General features: G+C 63.2%; 21 protein-coding genes and 2 pseudogenes. 13 read left to right on the top strand and 10 right to left on the bottom strand.

Annotation, left to right across the window (positions count from 1 at the left end):
- Positions 1-12 precede the first annotated feature (12 nt).
- Positions 13-1677, bottom strand: coding sequence for an electron transfer flavoprotein-ubiquinone oxidoreductase (locus tag PSOLE_RS18665; RefSeq protein ID WP_074859039.1), 1665 nt, complete (start codon positions 1675-1677; stop codon positions 13-15).
- Between the two features lie 323 nt (positions 1678-2000).
- Between PSOLE_RS18665 and PSOLE_RS18670 the strand changes: the two genes are divergently transcribed.
- On the top strand, positions 2001-2750 hold the full coding sequence (locus tag PSOLE_RS18670) for an electron transfer flavoprotein subunit beta/FixA family protein (protein WP_003461132.1): 750 nt from the start codon (positions 2001-2003) through the stop codon (positions 2748-2750).
- Entirely contained in the window at positions 2751-3680 is a 930-nt protein-coding gene (locus tag PSOLE_RS18675) for an electron transfer flavoprotein subunit alpha/FixB family protein (RefSeq protein ID WP_003461133.1), read from the top strand. It begins immediately after the preceding gene.
- Between the two features lie 83 nt (positions 3681-3763).
- On the opposite strand, the gene PSOLE_RS18680 is transcribed toward PSOLE_RS18675, so the two are convergent.
- On the bottom strand, positions 3764-4690 hold the full coding sequence (locus PSOLE_RS18680) for an alpha/beta fold hydrolase (RefSeq protein ID WP_074859036.1): 927 nt from the start codon (positions 4688-4690) through the stop codon (positions 3764-3766).
- Between the two features lie 113 nt (positions 4691-4803).
- Between PSOLE_RS18680 and PSOLE_RS18685 the strand changes: the two genes are divergently transcribed.
- From PSOLE_RS18685 to PSOLE_RS18720, 8 genes are all read left to right on the top strand, one after another.
- Positions 4804-5637: a substrate-binding periplasmic protein gene (locus PSOLE_RS18685; protein ID WP_074859032.1), complete on the top strand. Its 834-nt coding sequence runs from the start codon at positions 4804-4806 to the stop codon at positions 5635-5637.
- 9 nt (positions 5638-5646) lie between these two features.
- Positions 5647-5997: a DUF4398 domain-containing protein gene (locus PSOLE_RS18690; RefSeq protein WP_074859029.1), complete on the top strand. Its 351-nt coding sequence runs from the start codon at positions 5647-5649 to the stop codon at positions 5995-5997.
- On the top strand, positions 5997-6809 hold the full coding sequence (locus tag PSOLE_RS18695) for an OmpA family protein (protein ID WP_074859028.1): 813 nt from the start codon (positions 5997-5999) through the stop codon (positions 6807-6809). Before PSOLE_RS18690 ends, PSOLE_RS18695 begins: the two co-directional genes overlap by 1 nt.
- A gap of 176 nt (positions 6810-6985) precedes the next feature.
- On the top strand, positions 6986-8431 hold the full coding sequence (locus PSOLE_RS18700) for an aminotransferase-like domain-containing protein (RefSeq protein ID WP_074859025.1): 1446 nt from the start codon (positions 6986-6988) through the stop codon (positions 8429-8431).
- A gap of 86 nt (positions 8432-8517) precedes the next feature.
- On the top strand, positions 8518-10218 hold the full coding sequence (locus PSOLE_RS18705; RefSeq protein WP_074859022.1) for a vWA domain-containing protein: 1701 nt from the start codon (positions 8518-8520) through the stop codon (positions 10216-10218).
- The gene (locus tag PSOLE_RS18710; protein WP_039964710.1) at positions 10215-10787 is read left to right on the top strand and encodes an RNA polymerase sigma factor; all 573 of its coding nucleotides are present in this window, start codon (positions 10215-10217) and stop codon (positions 10785-10787) included. The genes PSOLE_RS18705 and PSOLE_RS18710 overlap by 4 nt, the downstream gene beginning before the upstream one ends.
- Positions 10784-11455 (top strand): hypothetical protein, encoded by a 672-nt coding sequence (locus PSOLE_RS18715; RefSeq protein WP_003461146.1) that lies wholly within the window; start codon positions 10784-10786, stop codon positions 11453-11455. The genes PSOLE_RS18710 and PSOLE_RS18715 overlap by 4 nt, the downstream gene beginning before the upstream one ends.
- Positions 11456-11544: 89 nt before the next feature.
- Positions 11545-12039: a hypothetical protein gene (locus PSOLE_RS18720; RefSeq protein ID WP_003461147.1), complete on the top strand. Its 495-nt coding sequence runs from the start codon at positions 11545-11547 to the stop codon at positions 12037-12039.
- Positions 12040-12111: 72 nt separating this feature from the next.
- On the opposite strand, the pseudogene PSOLE_RS23900 reads toward PSOLE_RS18720, so the two are convergent.
- From PSOLE_RS23900 to PSOLE_RS18755, 8 genes and pseudogenes are all read right to left on the bottom strand, one after another.
- Positions 12112-12240, bottom strand: a pseudogene (locus PSOLE_RS23900) (IS110 family transposase); the annotation flags it as partial.
- 86 nt (positions 12241-12326) lie between these two features.
- The gene (locus PSOLE_RS18725; protein WP_074859020.1) at positions 12327-12992 is read right to left on the bottom strand and encodes a response regulator transcription factor; all 666 of its coding nucleotides are present in this window, start codon (positions 12990-12992) and stop codon (positions 12327-12329) included.
- A gap of 23 nt (positions 12993-13015) precedes the next feature.
- Positions 13016-13591, bottom strand: coding sequence for a PQQ-dependent catabolism-associated CXXCW motif protein (locus PSOLE_RS18730; protein WP_039964711.1), 576 nt, complete (start codon positions 13589-13591; stop codon positions 13016-13018).
- Between the two features lie 248 nt (positions 13592-13839).
- Positions 13840-14631: an ABC transporter permease gene (locus PSOLE_RS18735; RefSeq protein WP_074859017.1), complete on the bottom strand. Its 792-nt coding sequence runs from the start codon at positions 14629-14631 to the stop codon at positions 13840-13842.
- Positions 14632-14755: 124 nt separating this feature from the next.
- Positions 14756-15478: pseudogene (locus PSOLE_RS18740) on the bottom strand (ABC transporter ATP-binding protein); the annotation flags it as partial.
- On the bottom strand, positions 15475-16440 hold the full coding sequence (locus tag PSOLE_RS18745; RefSeq protein ID WP_039964712.1) for a YVTN family beta-propeller repeat protein: 966 nt from the start codon (positions 16438-16440) through the stop codon (positions 15475-15477). The pseudogene PSOLE_RS18740 and the gene PSOLE_RS18745, both read right to left, overlap by 4 nt.
- Before the next feature lie 208 nt (positions 16441-16648).
- Complete coding sequence (locus PSOLE_RS18750; protein WP_074859015.1) at positions 16649-17830, bottom strand: ABC transporter substrate-binding protein; 1182 nt, start codon at positions 17828-17830, stop codon at positions 16649-16651.
- Between the two features lie 121 nt (positions 17831-17951).
- Positions 17952-18908 (bottom strand): tetratricopeptide repeat protein, encoded by a 957-nt coding sequence (locus PSOLE_RS18755; protein ID WP_074859013.1) that lies wholly within the window; start codon positions 18906-18908, stop codon positions 17952-17954.
- Positions 18909-19156: 248 nt separating this feature from the next.
- Between PSOLE_RS18755 and PSOLE_RS18760 the strand changes: the two genes are divergently transcribed.
- The 3 genes from PSOLE_RS18760 to PSOLE_RS18770 are packed head-to-tail and all read left to right on the top strand — an operon-like array spanning position 19157 to position 21520.
- Positions 19157-19594: a cupredoxin domain-containing protein gene (locus PSOLE_RS18760; RefSeq protein WP_074859011.1), complete on the top strand. Its 438-nt coding sequence runs from the start codon at positions 19157-19159 to the stop codon at positions 19592-19594.
- Between the two features lie 13 nt (positions 19595-19607).
- A complete protein-coding gene (locus PSOLE_RS18765; protein WP_074859008.1) occupies positions 19608-20873 on the top strand; it encodes a HAMP domain-containing sensor histidine kinase in 1266 nt (421 codons plus the stop codon).
- Positions 20870-21520, top strand: coding sequence for a response regulator transcription factor (locus tag PSOLE_RS18770; protein WP_003461178.1), 651 nt, complete (start codon positions 20870-20872; stop codon positions 21518-21520). The genes PSOLE_RS18765 and PSOLE_RS18770 overlap by 4 nt, the downstream gene beginning before the upstream one ends.
- Positions 21521-21745 lie beyond the last annotated feature (225 nt).

Genomic DNA, 21745 nt, shown 5'->3' on the forward strand with positions numbered 1-21745 from the left:
TGTGTGGCCGAATTACATGTTGGGGTAATTCGGGCCGCCGGTGCCTTCCGGCGCCACCCAGGTGATGTTCTGGGCCGGGTCCTTGATGTCGCAGGTCTTGCAGTGCACGCAGTTCTGTGCGTTGATCTGGAACTTCTTCTCGCCGTCTTCCTGCGTCACCACTTCGTACACGCCGGCCGGGCAGTAGCGCTGCGCCGGTTCGTCGTACAGCGGCAGGTTCTTCGTCAGCGGAATGCTCGGGTCGGTGAGCTTCAGGTGGCAGGGCTGCTCTTCTTCGTGGTTGGTGTTGGAGAGGAATACCGAGCTCAGTTTGTCGAAGCTCAGTTTGCCGTCCGGTTTCGGGTAGGCGATCTTCGCGCATTCGGCTGCAGGCTTCAGGCAGGCGTAATCCGGCTTGTTGTCGTGCAGGGTGAAGGGCGCCTTGCCGCCGAAGATGTTCTGGTCCAGCCAGTTGATACCGCCGCCGACGATGGCGCCGTACTTGTGGATGGCCGCACCGAAGTTGCGGCTGCGGAACAGCTCGTCGTACAGCCAGCTGGCTTTGAAACTATCGACGTAGTTGTTCAGCTCGTCACCGCCTTCGCGGCCGGCTGCCAGGGCTTCGGTGATGGCGTCGGCAGCGAGCATACCGGACTTCATCGCGGTGTGGCTGCCCTTGATCTTGGCGAAATTCAGGGTGCCGAGATCGCAGCCGATCAGCGCGCCGCCCGGGAAGACCATTTTCGGCAGCGAATTCAGGCCGCCTTTGCAGATGGCGCGGGCACCATAGGCAACGCGCTTGCCGCCTTCCAGGTACTGGGCAATCACCGGGTGATGCTTGTAGCGCTGGAACTCGTCGAACGGCGACAGGTGCGGGTTGGCGTAGGACAGGTCGATGATCAGACCTACCACGACCTGGTTGTTCTCCAGGTGATAGAGGAAGGAGCCGCCGGTGTTCTCGGTGCCCATGATGTCCATCGGCCAGCCAGCAGTGTGTACCACCAGGCCCTGGTCATGCTTGGCCGGGTCGATATCCCAGATTTCCTTGATGCCGATGCCGTAATGCTGGGCATCGGCTTCGCTGTCGAGGTTGTACTTCTTGATCAGCTGCTTGCCGATGTGGCCACGGCAGCCTTCGGCGAACAGGGTGTACTTGGCACGCAGTTCCATGCCCGGGGTGTAATAGCCTTCCTTCGGATTGCCTTCGCGATCGACGCCCAGATCACCGGTGACGATGCCGCGTACCACGCCGTTGTCGTCGATCAGCGCTTCCTGAGCGGCGAAGCCTGGGTAGATCTCCACGCCCAGGTTCTCGGCCTGCTGAGCCAGCCAGCGGCACAGGTTGCCCAGGGAAATAATGTAATTGCCTTCGTTGTGCATGGTTTTCGGCACAAAGAAGTCAGGAATTCGGGTAGCCTTGTCAGCGTCGCGCAGCAGGTAGATGTCATCGCGCTTGACCGGGGTGTTCAGCGGGGCGCCGAGTTCTTTCCAGTCGGGGAAGAGTTCGTTCAGTGCGCGCGGTTCGAACACCGCGCCAGAGAGGATGTGAGCACCAACTTCGGAGCCTTTCTCGACCACGCAGACGCTGATCTCCTGACCCGCTTCAGCGGCTTTCTGCTTCAGTCGGCAGGCGGCGGACAGTCCGGACGGGCCGGCGCCGACGATGACGACGTCGAACTCCATAAATTCGCGTTCCACAGGCTATCTCCTACTCAAGGCTCTTCGATATTTTATGTTGGAGGGGCGGCTCGCTCCCTAAGCACGGCGTGGGCATTATATCTACACCCTCTCAGTGGGCCAATACAAACGTTTGTTTGAATTTTCTGTAGGCCTGTTAGAATCCTACTACATCGCGGATGACTGGCCAGTTCGCTGTATTGACCGGGCCAGGCCGCGGGGTCAAGATACGGGCGGTTTTGCGCTCGCCGTCTGAGCTGAAAGGTTGGTTGCGGCCGATTTTGCATCACCGGCCAGGCTCGCCTTGGCGACATTCTTATTCACCGGAGAGTAACGAGGAATCCATGAAGGTTCTTGTAGCTGTCAAACGAGTGGTTGACTACAACGTCAAGGTTCGCGTCAAGGCGGACAACAGCGGCGTCGACCTCGCCAACGTCAAGATGTCCATGAACCCCTTCTGCGAAATCGCCGTGGAAGAAGCCGTACGCCTGAAGGAGAAAGGCGTGGCGAGCGAAATCGTCGTCGTCTCCATCGGCCCGGCTACCGCCCAGGAGCAACTGCGCACTGCGCTGGCTCTGGGGGCCGACCGCGCCATCCTGGTCGAATCCAATGACGAGCTGAACTCCCTGGCCGTGGCCAAGCTGCTCAAGGCAGTGGTCGACAAGGAGCAGCCGCAGCTGGTGATCATGGGCAAGCAGGCCATCGACAGCGACAACAACCAGACCGGCCAGATGCTGGGCGCTCTGACTGGCTTCGGCCAAGGCACCTTCGCCTCCAAGGTCGAAGTAGCCGGCGACAAGGTCAATGTCACCCGTGAGATCGATGGCGGTCTGCAGACCGTTGCGCTGAACCTGCCGGCGATCATCACCACCGACCTGCGTCTGAACGAGCCGCGCTACGCGTCGCTGCCGAACATCATGAAGGCCAAGAAAAAGCCGCTGGAAACCGTTACCCCGGACGCGCTGGGCGTTTCCACCGCTTCCACCGTCAAGACCCTGAAAGTCGAAGCACCGGCTGCTCGCAGCGCTGGCATCAAGGTCAAGTCCGTGGCTGAACTGGTCGAGAAACTGAAGAACGAGGCGAAGGTAATCTAAATGACTATCCTGGTTATCGCTGAACACACCAATGCCGCCCTGGCGCCCGCTACCCTGAACACTGTTGCTGCGGCGCAGAAGATCGGTGGCGATATTCACGTTCTGGTCGCCGGTGCCAACGCTGGCGCCGCTGCCGAAGCCGCTGCCAAGATCGCTGGCGTAGCCAAGGTGCTGGTTGCCGACAACGCTGCCTATGCCAATCAGTTGCCGGAAAATGTCGCGCCGCTGGTAGCCGAACTGGGCAAGAACTACAGCCACATCCTGGCTGCCGCCACCAGCAACGGCAAGAACATCCTGCCGCGCGTCGCTGCAGCCCTGGACGTCGATCAGATCTCCGAGATCATCGCCGTTGAAAGCGCCGACACCTTCAAGCGTCCGATCTATGCCGGTAACGCCATCGCCACCGTGCAGTCCTCGGCTGCTATCAAGGTGATCACCGTGCGTAGCACCGGTTTTGACGCCGCTGCTGCCGAAGGCGGCAGCGCTGCCATTGAAGCCGTTTCCGGCCCGGCTGACGCCGGCAAGTCCGCCTTCGTTGGCGAAGAGCTGGCCAAGTCCGACCGTCCGGAACTGACCGCTGCCAAGATTGTCGTTTCCGGTGGCCGCGGTATGGGCAATGGCGACAACTTCAAGCACCTGTACGCCCTGGCCGACAAGCTGGGCGCTGCCGTCGGCGCTTCTCGCGCTGCCGTCGATGCCGGTTTCGTGCCGAACGACATGCAGGTCGGTCAGACCGGCAAGATCGTTGCGCCGCAGCTGTACATTGCCGTCGGTATCTCCGGCGCGATCCAGCACCTGGCCGGTATGAAGGACTCCAAGGTGATCGTCGCGATCAACAAGGACGAAGAGGCGCCGATCTTCCAGGTCGCCGACTACGGCCTGGTCGCCGACCTGTTCGAAGCTGTACCGGAGCTGGAGAAGTCGCTCTAAGCCGCTTTTCCCGCAACGAGAAACCCGCTCACCAGAGCGGGTTTTTTATTGCCTGCGCCTTGCTCGCGATCAGCGCCTGGCCATCACTTCAGGCCTTCGAGAAAGCCTCGGTAGAGTAGGGCGCTTTCTTCAGGGCGTTCGAGCATGGGCGCGTGGCCGACGTTGTCCATGATCACCACATTGGGTTTGTTCAGCAGCGGTTGCATCACCTCGATGCTGGAGACATCCAGCACGCGGTCCTGTCTGCCCCAGAGCAGCAGCGTCGGCGCCTGAATCTTGGGCAGCTCGGGCGCCAGGGGCACTGGGCGCTCCACGAGTTGCTTGAATACCTGGTCGTAATGCGTGGCCTTGGCCATGGCGCGTTCGCCCAGATAGCGTTTGAGCGATTCCGGCAGGTAGGGCGGTTCGACGAAGACGAAACGCAGCAGCTTGTCGAAATCCTGCGGCTGTTTGACCACCAGCGGGTTTGGCGAGCCACTGGTCAGCAGTTGATACAGTTCGCTCTTGTGTGGGCTCTCGATTCCGGCATTGGCGAACAGTGCCAGCGAGCGGACGCGTTCCGGGTAGCGCGCGGCGAAGAGGGCGGCAATCTGTCCGCCCATCGAGTTGCCCAGCACGTGCGCCTGTTGGACGCCCAGCTCATCGAGGATATCCGCCAGGCGCTCGGCCTGGGTGCCGACGTCGTAGCTGCCTGGCGGCAGATCGCTGTCGCCGAAGCCGGGCAGGTCCAGTGCGATGACGCGATAGTCCTGAGTCAGGGGGCGGGAAAAGCGCAGCCAGTTATCCTTGTCTGCAGCGAACCCGTGGAGCAGTACCAGGGTTTCGCCGCTTGCCGGTCCTCCCCGGTAATAATGGATGTTAAGATTGTGGACAGATAGTTGCTCGTGACTGAGCCCGGCACGGTACTGTTCTATCAGGCGCAGGCTGGCCAGTTGAGTCGCTGGAACGAAATACAGCGTGGCGGCGCTGCCTGATAGTAGAAGCAGCAGTGCGAACAGCAGTTTTTTCATGGCGCGTCCTTATCGCGAATTATTATGGCGGCGCCATTAAGCTAGCATGAACACCGAGGATGCCGGGGTGCCAAGACCATCCCACCGATCAACGCATAAACCGAGATTAGCCAATGCCAGAGCGTTGTCTGTTTAAGTCGCTGTTGCTGTGGTGCGCCCTGGCTCTGATGCCAGCCTCTGCTCTGGCTGCCGGTAAGTGCGAGCGCCTGGTGGCGACCGGCAACCCGGAGTATCCCCCTTATCTCTGGCGTGACCCGCAGAATCCACAGCAGCTGATCGGCGCCAATGCCGACCTGCTCAAGCATCTGGCCAAGGAACTGGGCGTGGTGGTCGATGTGATCTACACCGGGCCTTGGTCACGCGCGCAGGATGAAGTGCGTACCGGTCGTGTCGATCTGATTGCGGGCGCGTTCATCACCCTGCCGCGTCTGGAGCAAATGGATTATGTGCACCCAGCGTTCTTCTATACGCCCAGCGTAGTCTGGGTGCGCAAGGGTGAAGCCTTCCCCTATGGCAGCTGGATCGACCTGCAGGGACATACCGGCGATACGCTGGTGGGCAACAGTTTCGGTCAGCAGTTCGACACCTTTGCCAAGCAGAACCTGACGCTCGAAGGGGTATCGAGCCTGACTCAGGCCTTCCAGAAGTTACTGCTCGGTCGCACCGATTATGTGCTGTACGAACGCTATCCCGGCCTGGCACTCGCTGAAACGCTGGGGATGGATGATGACCTCGAGGTGCTGGATCCGCCGATTTCCAGCGAAGGCCTCTACCTTACCCTGTCGCACAATTCGGCGTGCAACGAGCCCTGGCTGCGTGGCCAGCTGGCGCGGAAGATGACAGAAATGGTCGCCGCCGGGCTGCCTGAGCAGTTCCTGCAACGCAATCTGGATCTGTGGAAGGCGCAGCAGATGCAGCCTGATCCGGTTGGCGACGTCACTCAGTAGGAAAATCTCGTGATCAATCGAACCCTTCCCTTGCTTCTGGCGCTGGGCCTGACGGCCTGTGCGAGCGATCCTGCACCCGTCGAACAACTGCGTCTGACCGAACAGGCGTTGGCGCAGACCAAGTCCCTGGGTGTGGTCAGCGAGCAATCGGAGTCCCTGCGCCAGGCTGAGGACAAGTTCGCGCAGGCCCAGGCCGCCATGCGGGACGATGAGAACAAGCAGGCGCGCCAGCTCGCCGAACAGGCCGAGCTGGATGCGCGCCTGGCTGAAGCTGAGCACCTCAATGCCAAAGGTCGGGAGCAACTGACCGAACTCCATCAACGCATCGGCCGTCTGCGCCAGCAACTGGGAGCCATGTGATGAAGACTTTTGGTCATCTGGGCGGTCTGATGCTGGTCGGTACGCTGTTGAGTGGTTGTGCGTCCAGTCAGTTGGCGAGTGAGCAGGCTCTGGAAGAAGCGCGTCTGAGTTTTCAGTCGGTCAAGGAAGATCCCAGTGTGCTGCGCGCCGCACCCAAGGACGTGATTCGCGCAGGCGAATCGCTGGGCCGTGCTGAGCGCCTGTCCAGTTACTGGGGCAGTGGCGACGATGTGCGTCATTACGCCTACCTTAGCCAGCGCTATGCCGAGATCGCCCGGCAACACAGCGATATCAGTCTCAACCAGGAACGCGCAGCCAAGCTCGAGCTGGAACGCCAGCGTCTGCAGTTGACCTTGCGCGAAGCCAAGCTGATGAGCGTGCAGCAGCACAACGACTGGTTGGAAGAGCAGATGGTCAGACTCGCCGCCAACGAGACCGAGCGCGGCCTGGTGATGACCCTGGGCGATATGTTGTTCGACGCCGGTCGCGCCGATCTGCAACCAGCAGCCAACCGTACGGCGCTCAAGCTCGTGCAGTTCCTGCAGATCAATCCGCAGCGCCGAGTGCGGATCGAAGGCTATACCGACAATACCGGTGATGCCGCCGAGAATCTCGAACTGTCGCGCGCGCGCGCGCAGGCTGTGGCCGATCTGCTGGTGGATCTGGGCGTGGAAGCCAAGCGTATTCAGGTCGTCGGTTACGGTGTCGACTTCCCGGTTGCGGAAAATGCATCGGCACGTGGCCGGGCGCAGAATCGGCGGGTGGAAATCGTCTTCTCCGACGAGCGAGGCCAGCTTGGTGCCGAGCGCTGAGCGAAATGCCTGACAGAACCCCGGCAGAGTCCGAGGTTTTTTATGCACTGAAATGGCGACGATGCCGTGCACGGTTGGCAAGCAATGGCGTAAGGGGAAAACAGATCCTATCTGTGCCGGTACAATTGTGTAGCAATAGGTTACTGTTATGCTCCAGTGACCCGGAGGATACCGCTATGACCAATCTGCTGCTCTATCAACGTATCGCCCAGCAGTTGGCCGAAGATATTCGTCGCGGTGTCTACCAGCCCGGCGAGCGCGTGCCTTCGGTGCGCAAGATGAGTGCGCAGCTCAATGTCAGCCACGCCACGGTGTTGCAGGCCTACGCCAACCTCGAAGATCAGGGGTTGATTCGTGCACGCCCGCAATCCGGCTTCTACGTGCACCAGACGCCAGCGCTGACCGCGCCGACGCCGGACATCGCCAAGGTCGAGCGACCAGGTCTGGTCACCCGCGCCAGCATCATCAACCAGGTCCTCACCGAGTCGCGTCGTGAGGGCGTATTTCCGCTGGGCGCCGCGGTGCCGCATGTCGACTATTTGCCGGTGCGAGCGTTGCACCAGCAACTGGCCAAGGTCACCCGTTTTCACAGCCCGCGCGCTTTCAGCTACATGTTCAGCCCCGGCTTCGAACCGTTGCGCCGCCAGGTGGCGATTCGCATGCGTGATGCCGGTGTGGTGGTCGATCCGTCCGAGGTAGTGATCACCCATGGCTGTGTCGATGCGCTGCAGATGAGCCTGCGCGTGTTGACCAAGCCGGGCGACCTGATCGCGGTGGAGTCGCCGACCTACTATGGTCTGCTGCAACTGGCCGATCTGCTCGGCCTCAAGGTCATCGAGATCCCGTGCGATCCGACCACCGGCATCAGCCTCGAAGCGCTGCAACTGGCGGCCAACCAGTGGCCGATCAAGGCACTGGTGCTGACGGCACGCCTATCCAATCCACTGGGTGGCACCATCCCCGAGGAGCGTCAGCGCCAGTTGCTGCGCCTGGCCGGCGATTACGATTTCCAGATCGTCGAAGATGATATTTACGGCGAACTGATGTTCGAACAGGGCCCGACCAAGGCGCTCAAATCCCATGATCGCGACAGCCAGGTGATCTATTGTTCGAGCTTCTCCAAGACGCTGTCGCCCGGTGTGCGCATCGGCTGGATCGTCGCCGGCAAGTATCAGGACGAGATCCAGCGGCTGCAGACCTTCTCCACCCATTCGGCGTGCAGCGTCACCCAGATGGCGGTGGCGGCCTACCTGGAAAATGGCGGGTATGACCGCCATCTGCGGCATATCCGTCAGGAGTACCGCAAGAACCTCAGCGCCTTCCAGCTGGCGGTGCAGCAGTATTTCCCGGTCGGTACGCAGATGACCCGGCCCAAGGGCGGCTTCATCCTCTGGGTCAGCCTGCCGGCGCGGGTCAACACCAAGGATCTGCACGTGCGCGCGCTGCAGCAGGGCATTTCCATCGCCCCCGGGCTGATCTTCAGCAATACCGAACAGTTCAACCATTGTGTGCGCCTCAACTGCGGCATTCCATGGAATCGTGAGGCGGAGAGGGCGCTGATGACGTTGGGCATGCTGGCCACGCAGCTGTGCCAGGAGGCGGGCGATTCGTGGGAAGGTTGAACAGGCACGTTCTGGTTTAACCCGATTCACCTCAGGGCTGCGTCTACCTGAGCGAAGGTCTTGTGCCATTGCTCAGGAGGTGCACCATGCCCGTTTATTCCTTGTTGCTCGTTCGTCCGTTCGCCGTCGGTTTTTCCGCGGGTACCGTGCTGTTGCTTGCCGCCTGCAGCGCCTCTGGCCCGGAGCCGGAAGCCCAGACCAACTCGGAGCCGGCGCCGTCACTCGTACGTGAACGCCTGGCTGCGCCTGCGGCTGCCGAGATGCATGTCGAGGCCAGCCAGAAGCGCATGTCGACCCTGGCTCACGCACCGTCTCCCATCGCCGATATCCTGCCGCCGGGCTACCGTGACGAATCGCGCGAGCAGTACCAGGCCTACGCCGACAACCCGGTGTTCGCTGTCGCCGAGACGCCGGTATCCACCTTCAGCATCGACGTCGATACCGGTAGCTACGCCAACGTGCGGCGCTTCCTCAACGGCGGGCAACTGCCACCGAAGGACGCCGTGCGTCTGGAGGAACTGGTCAACTACTTTCCCTACGCCTACCCGTTGCCGCAGGGCGATGCGCCTTTCGGCGTCAGCACTGAACTGGCGGTGACGCCGTGGAATCCGCAAACGCGCCTGCTGCGCATCGCCATCAAGGCGTCGGATCGCAGCGTTGAGGAGCTGCCGCCGGCCAACCTGGTGTTTCTGGTCGATGTGTCCGGCTCGATGCATCGCCGCGAAGGCCTGCCGATGGTGCAGGGCACCCTCAAATTGCTGGTCGAGCAGTTGCGCCCGCAGGATCGCGTCTCGCTGGTCACCTATGCCGGTGACTGCCAGGTGGTGCTCGATTCCACGCCCGGTAGCGACAAGGCGAAGATCCGTGCGGCCATCGATCAACTCAGCGCCGGTGGTTCGACGGCCGGGGAGTCGGGCATCCAACTGGCCTACCAGCAGGCGGGCAAGCACCTGATCGATGGCGGCATCAATCGCATCCTGCTGACCACCGATGGCGACTTCAACGTCGGCATCAGCGACTTCGACAGCCTCAAGCAACTGGCTGCCGACAAGCGCAAGAGCGGCGTCTCGCTGACCACCCTGGGTTTTGGCGTGGACAACTACAACGAGCGCCTGATGGAGCAGCTGGCCGACGCTGGTAACGGCAATTACGCCTACATCGACAACCTGCGCGAGGCGCGCAAGGTGCTGGTCGATCAGCTCGGCTCGACCCTGGCCACCTTGGCCAGCGACGTGAAACTGCAACTGGAATTCAACCCGAGCGAGGTCAGCGAGTACCGCCTGCTGGGCTACGACAACCGTGCGCTCAAGCGCGAGGACTTCAGTAGCGACAAGGTCGATGCCGGTGATATTGGCGCCGGGCACACCGTGACTGCGCTCTACGAGATCGTCCCGGCGGGCAGCAAAGGCTGGCTGGAGCCGCTGCGTTATCAGGCCAGTGCCCAGCCTGCGAGCAAGAGCGGCGAACTGGCCTGGTTGCGGATTCGCTACAAGGCGCCGGGGGAAGCATCCAGCCGGCTGCTGGAGCGGCCTATCGCACGCGGCGAGGCCAAGCCGGTTGCGGCTGCCAGCGAGGACCTGCGCTTCGCCGCAGCGGTAGCCGCCTTCGCCCAGCAGCTCAAGGGTGGGCGCTACACGGGCGACTTCGATCTGGCGCAGAGTATCGAGTTGGCGCGCTCGGCCAAGGGTGAGGATCGCTTCGGCCTGCGCGGCGAATTCATCCAACTGGCCGAAATCGCCCAGAGCCTGCACACTTCCGGCTCCACGCCAGCACGAGTTCAGCAGTGAACGCACCCCTCATGGATGACGACGCCGCTTTGTTGCGGCGTTACCGTCGCGGCGATGCCGCGGCCTTCAACGCGCTCTACCAGCGCCATCGGCTGGGCCTGTTTCGCTTTCTGCTCGGCCTGTGCGGCGATCACGCCCTGGCCGAAGAAGTGTTCCAGGAAACCTGGGTGAGCCTGATCCGCAGCCAGAGTGAGCAGCGCGAGTCGGTGCTGTTCAAGACCTGGCTGTACCAGATCGCGCGCAACCGCCTGATCGACCACTGGCGCAAGACGGGCCGCCATCAGGCCGGGCATGACGAATACGATGAAGGCCAGCATGCCCAGGCCGATCCGCAACCCGGTCCGGAACAGCAGTGGAGCCTGAGTCGCGACAGTGAGCGGCTGCAGGCGGCGTTGGCCGACCTGCCGGAAGATCAGCGCGAAGTGTTCCTGCTGCGCGCCCATGGCGACCTGGAATTGAACGAGATTGCCGAGTTGACCCGCACGCCGGCCGAGACGGTCAAGAGCCGTCTGCGCTATGCCCTGCAGAAGCTGCGCCGGCTGCTGGCCACCGAGGAGTTGTCCGCATGAAAGATCAACGAGAACCTCTGGATCACGAGCAGGCGCTGCTGGCGCATTTCTGTGCCCATGGCAGCGGCGAACCCTCGGCCGAGCTGGATGCGCGCATCCTGGCGGCGGCCAGTGCGGCCGCCCGTGAAGCGCAGCAGTCCGGCACGGCTGAATCCGGCTGGGCGCAGCGCCTGCATCAATGGCTGTTCGGCAGTGGCCGCCAGCGCTGGTCGGTGGCGGTGGCCGGGCTGGCTTGCGTCGGCATCGGCGTCAGCCTGACCTGGCACACCCTGGAGCAGACGCCGGAGGCTTTCGATGCTGTACCACCCAGCGTGGCGATGAGCCCCGTCGCACCGGCGCCGATGGCGGCCAAGCGTGGGCCAGAGCAGGAGACGGTTGCACCTGTGGCTGCCCCGCAGGAACGCATGACAAGCCAGGCCATGGCACGTCAGGCGCCGTCTGCCGATATGGCTGAGGCCCCGATGGCCAGTGGCGCTGCGCTGGCACCCATGGCCGAACTGGTGATCCAGAGCGAACCGCGCGAGGCGCTGCTGCGTCTGCTGGAGCTGCGCAAGGCGGGTGAGCAGGAGGAGGCGCAGCGGTTGCTGGAGCAGCTAAAGGCCGACTATCCACACCTGGATATCGAGGCTGAGCTCGCTCATCTGGCCACCGAGTCGCCGCGTGAATGAGGCACGAGGTAAAGGTCGTGTAAGTCGGCTTGTCAGGCGCGCCCAGGCGGAGGAACATGGGCGCGTACTGATCGAGCTGCCCTTGTCCCATGATGCGTAAGTCCATTCTTCTATTGCTGTGCCTGGGTTGGCTGAGCGCCTGTGAGCGTGAGCCGGAACCCGTTGCACAGCAGCCCGCGCCAGCGCCGGCAGTGGTCACTGCTACTGCGCCCGTTGCCGAGGTCGCCAAGCCAGAGCCTGTCGAACCAGCACCGCCTGCCAAGGTGGTTGAAAGCAAGCCCGTGCCCGCCGCCAAATCGCCCGTCGTCGCCAAGCCCAAGCCTGTTGTAGCGCCACAGCCCAAGCCGGTGGAGCCTGAATCGAAATTGGCATTGGATCTGAGCGTGCCGCAGGAGCTGTTCGAGCAGGCGCTGGAAAGTGAAACCCGCGAGGATTTCTCTCCCTTGCTGCCGCCGCTGTTTGGTGAGAAAACCGAAGTCCAGAGCCCGTTCCAGATCAGCGGTCGGCTGATCAGCAATGAGCGAGTGGACGACTACTGGGATTCCATCGAAGGCGCTGAGCTGCAGTTCGAGTTCAAGCAGTAGTAGGGAGCGGCGTACCCTACCCATGGCCAGGCTTCATTCTGCTCAGAAACGGTAGTGTCGCTGTGACTAATGCGTTCGAGCCTTCATCAGCCGGCCTCTGATCCGATGCACCGAGTGGCTCGCCTGTTGCTCTGCTGTCTTGACCTCGACATAACGCATGGTGGGCCTGCTGGCTGCTTCACAAATTGCCTGCGCATCGTTCGTCACTCCCGCGAAGGCGGGAGCCCAGGTGCTTCTTGAATTCTGGCTTCCCGCCTGCGCGGGAATGACAGCCAACCTGTCGGACGCTAACGGCGCAGGTAGGAGGCGAAGTCGATATCGCCGGCCGAGAGGATCGCCTGCACGCGGTTGTGCACGCCCAGCTTGCGCAGGATGGCCGAGACATGCGCTTTGACCGTGGTTTCGGCGATATCCAGGCTGTAGGCGATCTGCTTGTTCGATTCGCCCTTGGTCATGCGTTCGAGCACCAGCAGCTGCTTGCGCGTCAGGGCCTGCAGCAGTTCCGGCGAGATGCTGTGGTGGTCGGGGTGGTGGCGATGGCCGCCGCTCTTCTGTGAGCGGATGATGTCCGGGGGCAGGTAGACGTTGCCGTCGAGAATCTGCGCGATGGCCTCGGTCATTTGCGCCCGCGGCGAGGACTTGGTGATGAAACCCACTGCGCCGTAGGTGATGGCCTGCAACACGATCTGCTTGTCCTGCTCGGCGGAGACGATCACCACCGGGATGGTCGGCGCCTCGTTACGCAGGTTCATCAGCCCGCCCAGGCCGTGCATGCCGGGCATGTTCAGGTCGAGCAGGATCAGATCCAGGTCGTCGTGGCTTTGGGTCAGCTCCAGGGCACTGTCCAGGTCAGCGGTTTCCATGATCTCGCTGCCGGGAAAACCGTCGGCGATGACGTTATGGATGGCTTCACGAAACAGCGGATGGTCGTCGGCAATCAGAATCTTGTACATGGCCTTGCACCTCGTTGTTGTGATTATGGTGTGGCAGTGGGCGTGAGGAAAGCAGCAGGCAGTTCGGCGGGTTGAGCAGGCGCCATCGGCAGGCCGGCCTGCTCCCAGGCGTCGATGCCATCACGGTACCAGTAGAGCTGGCGATAGCCCATGGCATGGGCGCGGCGCGCGGCATTCCAGCTCGGCCAGCAGTCGGGGCGGCAGTAGAAAACCAAAGGCTTGTTCAGATCGCCTTTACTGGCCTGGCTCAGGTAGTGGGTGAAGTAGCGCAGCCATAGCGTTTCCAGGTTGCCGCTGCCGGTGTTGGGTAGCCACAGACTGCCGGGGATGTTGGCGTGGGGCTCTTCTTCGATGAAGCGATCATGGCGCCACAGCTGACGATAGACATCGATCAGTTGAACATCGGGGCGTTCGTCGAGTAGTTTTTTCAGAGCAGGAGTATCGAGAATCTGGACACCTTCAAGCGTTGACGGTGTCGGGCTGCGGTACTGGTTGCTGCGATAGCCCTCGGCATCGAACAGTTCTTCGGAGTGCACGACGCAGACCAGCAGCAGGGAGGCGAGCATCAAGCCTGCTTGCACGGGCAGACGGTACTTCATGGCAAGGTCTCTACTTATTGTTGTGCCGGTATTACAGGCCATGGTCGCAGGCTTGGGAATTCTACGTTGGAGAGGGAAACCAGTACCAAAGTAGTAGAGGGGCTGCTGAGACGTTCGTAGGGCGGGTGCAACCCGCCGTCGCGCTATTGGCGGGTTGCACCCGCCCTACGGATTTGGGCTGCATTCGGCAGCGGACGCAGAGCCATTCCCACGTGGAGCGAGAGCAACGATCAAGTGCATTGCTGGTTTCAGCCCGCCTTGCGCAGCGCCGCGTGTTGCGGGTTGAAGCTGGCCACGGCGAGCAGGGTGAGCACCAGCGTCAGGCCGGTACACACCGCCAGCGCCTCGACATGCAGGCGCAGGTACAGCGCATTTCGCACCAACTCCACCGCATGGGTGAAGGGGTTGAACGCACACAGCCAGTACAGCCACTCGCTGGACTCGCGCATTTTCCACAGCGGGTACAGCGCCGAGGAGAGGAAGAACATCGGGAAGATGACGAAATTCATCACCCCGGCGAAGTTCTCCAACTGCCGAATGCCGTTGGACAGCAGCAAGCCCAGGGCGCTGAGCAGCAATGCCACCAGCAGCAGTGCCGGCAACGCGGCGAGCAGGCCCCAGGCCGGAGGTTGCACGCCGTAGACCCAGGCAATGGCGAGGAAGGCATAGACCTGCAGCAGCGAGATCAGCGCCGTGGCCAGCAGTTTGGCCACCAGCAGGAAGGCACGCGGCAGCGGGCTGGTGAGCAGCACGCGCATGCTACCCATCTCGCGGTCGTAGACCATCGACAGCGAGCCCTGCATGCCGTTGAACAGCAGGATCATGCAGGCCAGGCCCGGCACGATGTAGGTGTCGTAGGTGATGTAGGTGTCGTACGGCTCGATGATGGCGATGCCCAGCGCGGCGCGAAAACCGGCGGCGAACACCAGCAACCAGAGCAGCGGGCGCACCAGGGCGCTGAGAAAGCGCGAGCGCTGCAACACGAAGCGCAGCCATTCGCGCAGGACGATGCCACGCAGGCATTCCCAATAGGCGGTCATGGTTGCGGCTCCTTTGCGGAGTCTGTGGGGGGGTGGGAGGGGCTTTAGCCGCGAGATCCACGATATCGAAGAGCTCGCGGCTAAAGCCCCTCCCACCGTTCGGCCGTAGCGCCTCACGTACATGGCCACGACCCAGCGCCTCGTCGCCGGTCAGACGGGCGAAGCTGATGACCAGGTCGTCGCCGAACTGGCTGGCCTTGCCCCAGGCCACGCGCGCGCCGCGATGCAGGATCAGCAGCTCGTCGGCGGGTTCGATCTCGTCCAGCAGGTGGGTGGTCCACAGCACGCTCAGGCCCTGCTCGCGACACAGATTGCGCACATGTCGGCCCAGCGCCAGGCGGCTGGCCGGGTCGAGCCCGGCGCTGGCTTCGTCGAGCAGCAGCAGGCGCGGCTGGTGGAGCAGGGCGCGGGCAATCTCCACGCGGCGGCGGTGGCCGCCGTTGAGCGTGCGCACCTTGTCGTGACGACGCTCGGCTAGATCCTGGCGCAACAGCTCCTCGTCGATACGCGCCTGCGCCTCGCGGCGCGGCATGCCATGCAGCGTGGCATGATAGGCGAGGTTCTGTTGCACCGAGAGGTCGAGATCCAGCGTGCTCTGCTGGAACACCACGCCGAGCTGACGCAACGCCTGGCGTGGCTGCTCGCGCAGGCTGTGGCCGAAGATGCGGATATCGCCCTGCTGCAGGTCGTACAGGCGGGTGAGCAGGGCGATCAGCGTGGACTTGCCGGCGCCGTTGGGGCCGAGCAGGGCACCGAAGCGGCCTGGCGCCAGATCGAAGGCCAGGTCGTTGAGCGCCTGGCGGGCACCATAGGCGAAACCGACGCCGCTCACCTCCAGCGCATTCATGGCGTGACCACCACGCCCCAGGGATAGCGGCCAACCTTGATCGACTTGGTCACCTTGAGCGTATCGACATCGATCACCGATACGTCGCCGCTGACGCCGTTGGTGGTCAGCAGACGCTTCTGATCCGGGGTGAACGCCAGGTGCCAGACGCGCCGGCCGACCAGCAGGTAATCGAGAATCTCGTAGGTCTTGGCATCCACCACCGCTACATGGTTGGCCGGGCCGAGGGCGACGAAGGCGTACTTGCCATCGTCCGTGAGCTTGACCCCCACCGGCTGCACCTTGTCCGGGTGCACGCCCTTGATGGCGAAGTTGAGCACCTTGAGCACCTGGCGCGAGTCGACGTCCAGCACCGTCACTGTGCCGCCGATTTCGGCCGAGGCCCACAGGCGTTTGCCGTCCTTGTCGAATTCGACGTGACGCGGGCGCTGGTCGACCAGGGTGTTGTCCACCAGTTGATTGGTGGCGGTGTCGATCCAGTGCAGCATGTTGGTGGTCTCGCTGGTGTTTACCGCCCACTTGCCGTCCGGGCTCACCGCCATGCCTTCGGGCTCCACGCCCACTTCGATCTGCGCCAGCACCTCGTCGCTTTGCACGTCGACCACGGTGACCAGAGCATCGTCTTCATTGGAGATGTACAGCCAGCGGTCGTTGGGGTGCAGGGCGAATTGCTCGGGGTCGGCGCCGGAGGGTAACTCCTTGACGATCTTGCGCGTGGCCAGGTCCATCACCTGCACGCGGTCCGAGTCGCTGGCGCAGATGTACAGAAGTTTATTGTCGGAAGACAGCAGCAGCCCGCGCGGGCGCATGCCAACGGCCAGGGTGGCGGTGACTTCCAGGCTGTCGAGGTCGATGACGCTGATGCTGTCGTCCTTCTCGTTGGACACGTAGGCAGTGGCGGCGAAGGCCGAGTGACAGGCCAGGCCGAAGGCGACGGCACAGGCGAGACGGGTCAGGCGCATGGGGTTGATCCTCTTGTTGTAGTGGTTGGTAGCCGTTGCTTTTGTGGGAGGGGCTTTCGACTCGGGCATCCTGCTTCGTTCTACCTCCTGCATCCCTGCAGTCGCAGCCGCGACAGTCGCCGCTGAAGCGCCTCCCACAAGTGTTCTGCTTTTCTGTAGGAGCCCGCTTGCGGGCGATACCTTGCGATGATCGCCGGCAAGCCGGCTCCTACAGAGGTATTCCCGCCAGATCACAGCTCACCTCAGGCCTGTCGTAACCGAGGCTGTCCATTTCATTGCTCGGATGGAGAAAACCGTCCTGCGGCGAGGTGCTGACCAGCGCGCGCGGGTGTACCAGTGGAAGCGGCTGGCGCAGCTCGCCATTCCACGGGCGGAAGCTCAGCTTGCGGCCCTTGAAACCGTCCAGCGGCAGTTGTTCGCTCAACAGCAGGTGGCGAATGCCCTGTGGCTCGGCGGTGCGCTGCTTGGTGATGGCCGTGGCCACGCTGCGCACGGCCATCCAGGCGGCGAAGTCGCGGTCGTTCATCCAGCGTCCGGCCAGCGCCTCGAAGCGTTTCTGCAACTGCGCGGCGCCGAAGGTTTCCACCGTCTTGTGCCAGGCGGTCGGGGTCAGGCCCTGGGTGCCGGCCACTGGGCGCGGATACCAGGTGTTGTAGGGCAGGTATTCGCCGAAGTCGCCGCGCTCGTCGGCCACCAGCACCACGTCGTACTCGCCGGCCTGGGTAAACAGCGGCATCTCCGCCTGGGCGCTGCGGCGCTGGTCGTTGTCGAAGCTCCACGGCTTCTCGGCGATGATCGTGTGGCCGAAGCGTTTGGCGGCGCGCTTGAGCGCGTCGGCGTAGGCGATGTCGTCCTCGGTGGTACCTGTAACCAGCAGCCAGCGCGTCCATTTGCGCACGGCAAGAAACTGCGCCAGGGCATCGGCCAGCATGGCGCGGCTGGGCAGGGTGTGCAGCACGTTGCCCAGGCACTGCTCGCGGCGCAGGCCGTCATCGCTGCTGCCGGCATTGAACAGTAGGCTGTCCGGCAGGCGCTGGCTGAGCTGGCGCAGGGTCGCGGCGGGGGCGTTGACCACGAACAGGCGAATGCCTTGCGCATGCAGGTCATCGGCCGTGGTCAGTAGAGTCGCCGCATCCTCGCTCTCGGCTGCCTCGAGGCTGTAGCTCTGCTTGAGAAAGCGTCCGGTGCTGTTGCTGTCGGCGATCGCCAGTTCGGCGCCACGACGGCCGGCATCGGTTGGTTCGGGGATGACGTTAGACAGCAGCGGGCCTTGCGGCGGCAGGTGGGCCAGGTAGCCGATGCGCACCTGCAGTTCATCTGCTACCGCACTCGTCGCCAGGCCGAGCGCGGCAGTGAGGCAGAACAATAGATGGCAGCTGATCCGGTGCATGGGGCGACTCCTGCAGAGGTTGTCGCCAGCATAGGAAGTGTCGCCAGGTCGGGAAATATGCCCAAGGTCGCGCCGGCTTAGTACAAAGGTCGTAGCTCTTCAGGGCCGTTCTTCAAGGCCTTCACTCGCCTTGTTGGCGGATATCCAGGCGCAGGCCATGGATGCTGGCCTTGCCGTCGCGGACGCGTAACTGGGCGTTTTCGCGAATTTCCAGCTGCTGTATCCGGTCACCGCGTTTCAGCTTCTCCCGGATCAGCGAGAAGGCCAGGATAGTGCCGCCTGCGTTTATCAGTTCGGGCTCATTGCGCTGGTAGCTGTACTCGTCGGCCTGGGCAAAGGTCTGCTGCCAGAGCGTGCGCAGCTGCGCCTTGCTCAGATGCTGCCAGTTACGCTCGTGCGGCAGGCGCACCAGGATCTGCGCGTCATCGTCGATTAGCGTCACCAGTGCCTCGGCATCCTGGCGTTGGGCTGCCTGGTCGACCGTCGCGAGGGCCGCCAGTGAGGCGCGGCGTTCGTGCTCGGTCGGGGTGATGGTGGTGCGGCTGCCTTCGCGGCTGGCGAGAAACTGCTGGGCCTGCGGATGTTCTCCCTGCCTGGCCGCAGCCCGTATCCAGCTCAGCCCGTCACTGTGCTGGCCTTGCTTGTACAGGCGTTCACCCAGCGTCCACTGCGCCTCGGCGTTGTCCTGCTCGGCAGCACGTCGATACCACTGCGCCGCCTGGTCCGGGTCGGCCTCGGTGCCCAGCCCCAGGTCATGGGCGCGGGCTACCTCGTACATGCCGATGGCGTCACCCGCATCGGCGGCGCGCTGGTACCAGGTCAACGCCTGCTCGAGGTCGGCTGCGCTGCCCAGACCGGCGGCGTACATGTTGCCGAGGTTGAGCATGCCCTGGCGGTTACCGGCTTCGGCGAGCTGGCGATAGCGCTCTAAGGCCTCATCGAAGTCGCCCATCTTGTATACCGCATAGGCGTCCAGCACCTGGATCATCTCGCGGGCGATACGCGTCTGTTCGTCGTCGCCGGCACTCAGCGGCGTGCTCAGCAGTGTGCCCAGCAGCAGGCAGGCGAGATGACGCATGGCGGTACTCCAGAGGGTGGAAGCGGTGAATTAGGCTAACAAGCCGGGTACGTGCGGTATTTAGTTCGATGGTGGCGGATGGATGCGCCGTTGGTGGCGGGTAGGGCAGGGGCGATGGGCATTCGGCCCGGATCTGGCGGGAAATCTGCCCAAAGTACCAGCTGGGCAGTACCAAGGTAGTAACCCGGTGTGGGCCTTTACTTCCTAGCATGGCAGGCGACGTCCAATAACAAGAACAGGTGAACGCCATGCGTATTTTCAAGGCCCTGCTACTGCCGCTGTTGCTGATCATCAGCCTGCTCGGTGTCGATCAACTGCATGCAGCCGGTGATATGACCCGCCGCCCGGTGGCATTGCCTGACCTGGTGCTGGGTAACGACGATAGCGACTACTTCATGTCGCAGACCGAATACCAGCTGGAAACCGGCCAGGCCTACCAGCTCAAGATCATCGCCAGCGGGCAGAAGGAATACGCCTTCCAGGCGCCGGAGTTCGCCACCGCCATCTACCTGCGCAAGGTCGAGGCCGGCGGCGTGGAGATCAAGGCGGTGACTCTCACCGAGCTGGAGTTCGAGGACGCCGGCGAGGCGGAGATCTTCTTCCTGCCGGTCAAGCCGGGCAAATACCGCTTCTACGCCAAGGGCCTGGAGGGCAAGGGCATGCTCGGCCATTTTGTTGTCAAGTAGCGTGGTCAAGTAGATGACCGCCCTCGGTCGCATCAACCTCGGCGTCAGCCTGCTGTTCGTGCTGGTCACCCTGGCCGGGCTGGCGCTGTTGTTGCGCCAGTCCGGCCACGACGTGCGCCGCGAGTTGCTGGCGGCCGAGGCGGTGGTCGAGTACCTGGGCGAAGTGGCGCGCAGCAACCCCGGCAGCCTGCGTCCGGAGCTGACCGAGAACCTGCGGCATATCCGCGTGAGCTGGCTGCGCCCGGGCGAAGAGCCCAAGCAGCAAACCGAAAGTGCCATCGAGCTTTGGATCGCCGAACGCCTGCTGGGCTCGGCCTCACTGGTGGCCGATGCCTGGCCGCTGGAGGATGGCCGCGAGTTGCGTATTGCCCTCGATCCCTATGACGAGATCGAGGAAATCTACGACTCGCTGCTGCAACTGCTGCTGCTCAGCGCCTTCGCCCTAATCCTCAGCTTGCTCACCATCCGCTTTGCCGTGCGCCGCGCCCGCCGTGTGCTGGACGAACTGCTCGCCGGCCTGCGCCAGGTCGGCGCCGGTCACTTCGATACGCGCTTGCATGACCACAGCCTGGCCGAGGCCAAACACCTGGCGGCGCACTTCAACGAGATGACCATCACCCTGCAACAGGTGCAGGCGGACAACGCCGAGCTGACCCAGGCGTTGCTGGCGTTGCAGGAGCGCGAGCGCACGCGCCTTGGCCAGACCCTGCACGACGACCTCGGCCAGTACCTGAGTGGCATCCGTGCCCAGGCCTGTCTGCTCAAAGTGATTGCCGACCGGCCGCAGCAGGTGCAGGACACCGCGCGCCTGCTCGACGACAACTGCGAGCGCCTGCAGCAGGGCTTTCGCAGCCTGATCCGCGACCTCTACCCGGTGGTGCTGGAGCGCCTGGAGCTGGGCCCGGCGCTGCAGCAACTGGCCGCCGACTGGCAGCAGGCGCAAGGCATTCGCTGCCGTCTGCAACTGGGCGAGCACCTGCCGAGCCTGCCGCTGGCGAGCAAGGCCCACCTCTATCGCCTGGTGCAGGAGGCGCTGACCAACGTCGCCCGCCATGCCGAGGCCAGCGAAGTACGCATTCGCCTGCAACGCCGTGGTCATGGCTTGCGCCTGCTGGTGCGCGACAACGGCCAGGGTACTGCACTGCCGCTGCGCCCCGGTATCGGCCTGCGCTCGATGCGCGAACGCAGCCGCAGCCTCGGCGGCGAACTGCGCCTGCACAGTCGACCGCAAGCCGGCTGGGCGTTGTGTCTGAACATTCCTCTGGAGGCGACGCGATGAAGGTTCTACTGGTGGACGATCACGCCGTGGTGCGCCAGGGCTACGCCAGCCTGCTGCGCGCCCTGTTGCCCGATGTGCAACTGCGTGAGGCCTGCGACGGCGAACAGGCCCTGCAACGGGTGCAGGAAGAGATTCCCAACCTGGTGATCATGGACATCGGCCTGCCCGGCATCAGCGGCCTGGAAACCACCCGCCGCCTGCGTCAGCGCCTGCCGCAACTGCGCGTGCTGTTCTTCAGCATGCACGACGAACTGCCCCTGGTGCGCCAGGCGCTGGATGCTGGCGCCATCGGCTACCTGACCAAAAACTCGTCGCCGGAAGTGCTGGTGGAGGCGGTCAAACGCACCGCCGCCGGCCACGCCTATATCGAACAGCAACTGGCTACTCAACTGGCCTGTAACCCCGCCAGCGCAGGCGGCTTCGACCCACGTTTGCGCGAACTGACCCAGCGCGAGTTCGAAATCTTCGTCATGCTCGCCCGCGGCCTGCCACCTCGGCAGATCGCCGAGAAGCTGTGCATCAGCGCCAAGACCCTGTCCAATTATCAGACTTTGGTAAAGAACAAATTGCAGATCAGCTCGCAGGCGGAGTTGGTGCATTTGGCGATTGATAGTGGGGTGGTGCGGGTGGGGTTGGAGAGTGCTTGATTCAGGGTGGGTTCGCGGCTGAAGCCGCTCCTACGCAAATCAGCGTTCGGCCGCAGACCGTAGGAGCGGCTTCAGCCGCGATGTTCATGAGCGCTTCGCGGCTGAAACGAAATGCTGCCAGCCGCTCCTACGGGGTAAACGACGGGTTGGTGTTGGCTGTGCGCTTCGTTGGTGGGCTGAAGCGGATCGCCGCCCGCCCCCCCAAAAAACATCGTAGGGCGGGGA

This window comes from Pseudomonas oleovorans subsp. oleovorans (assembly GCF_002197815.1).
In the GTDB taxonomy this organism is placed as follows: Bacteria; Pseudomonadota; Gammaproteobacteria; order Pseudomonadales; family Pseudomonadaceae; genus Aquipseudomonas; species Aquipseudomonas oleovorans.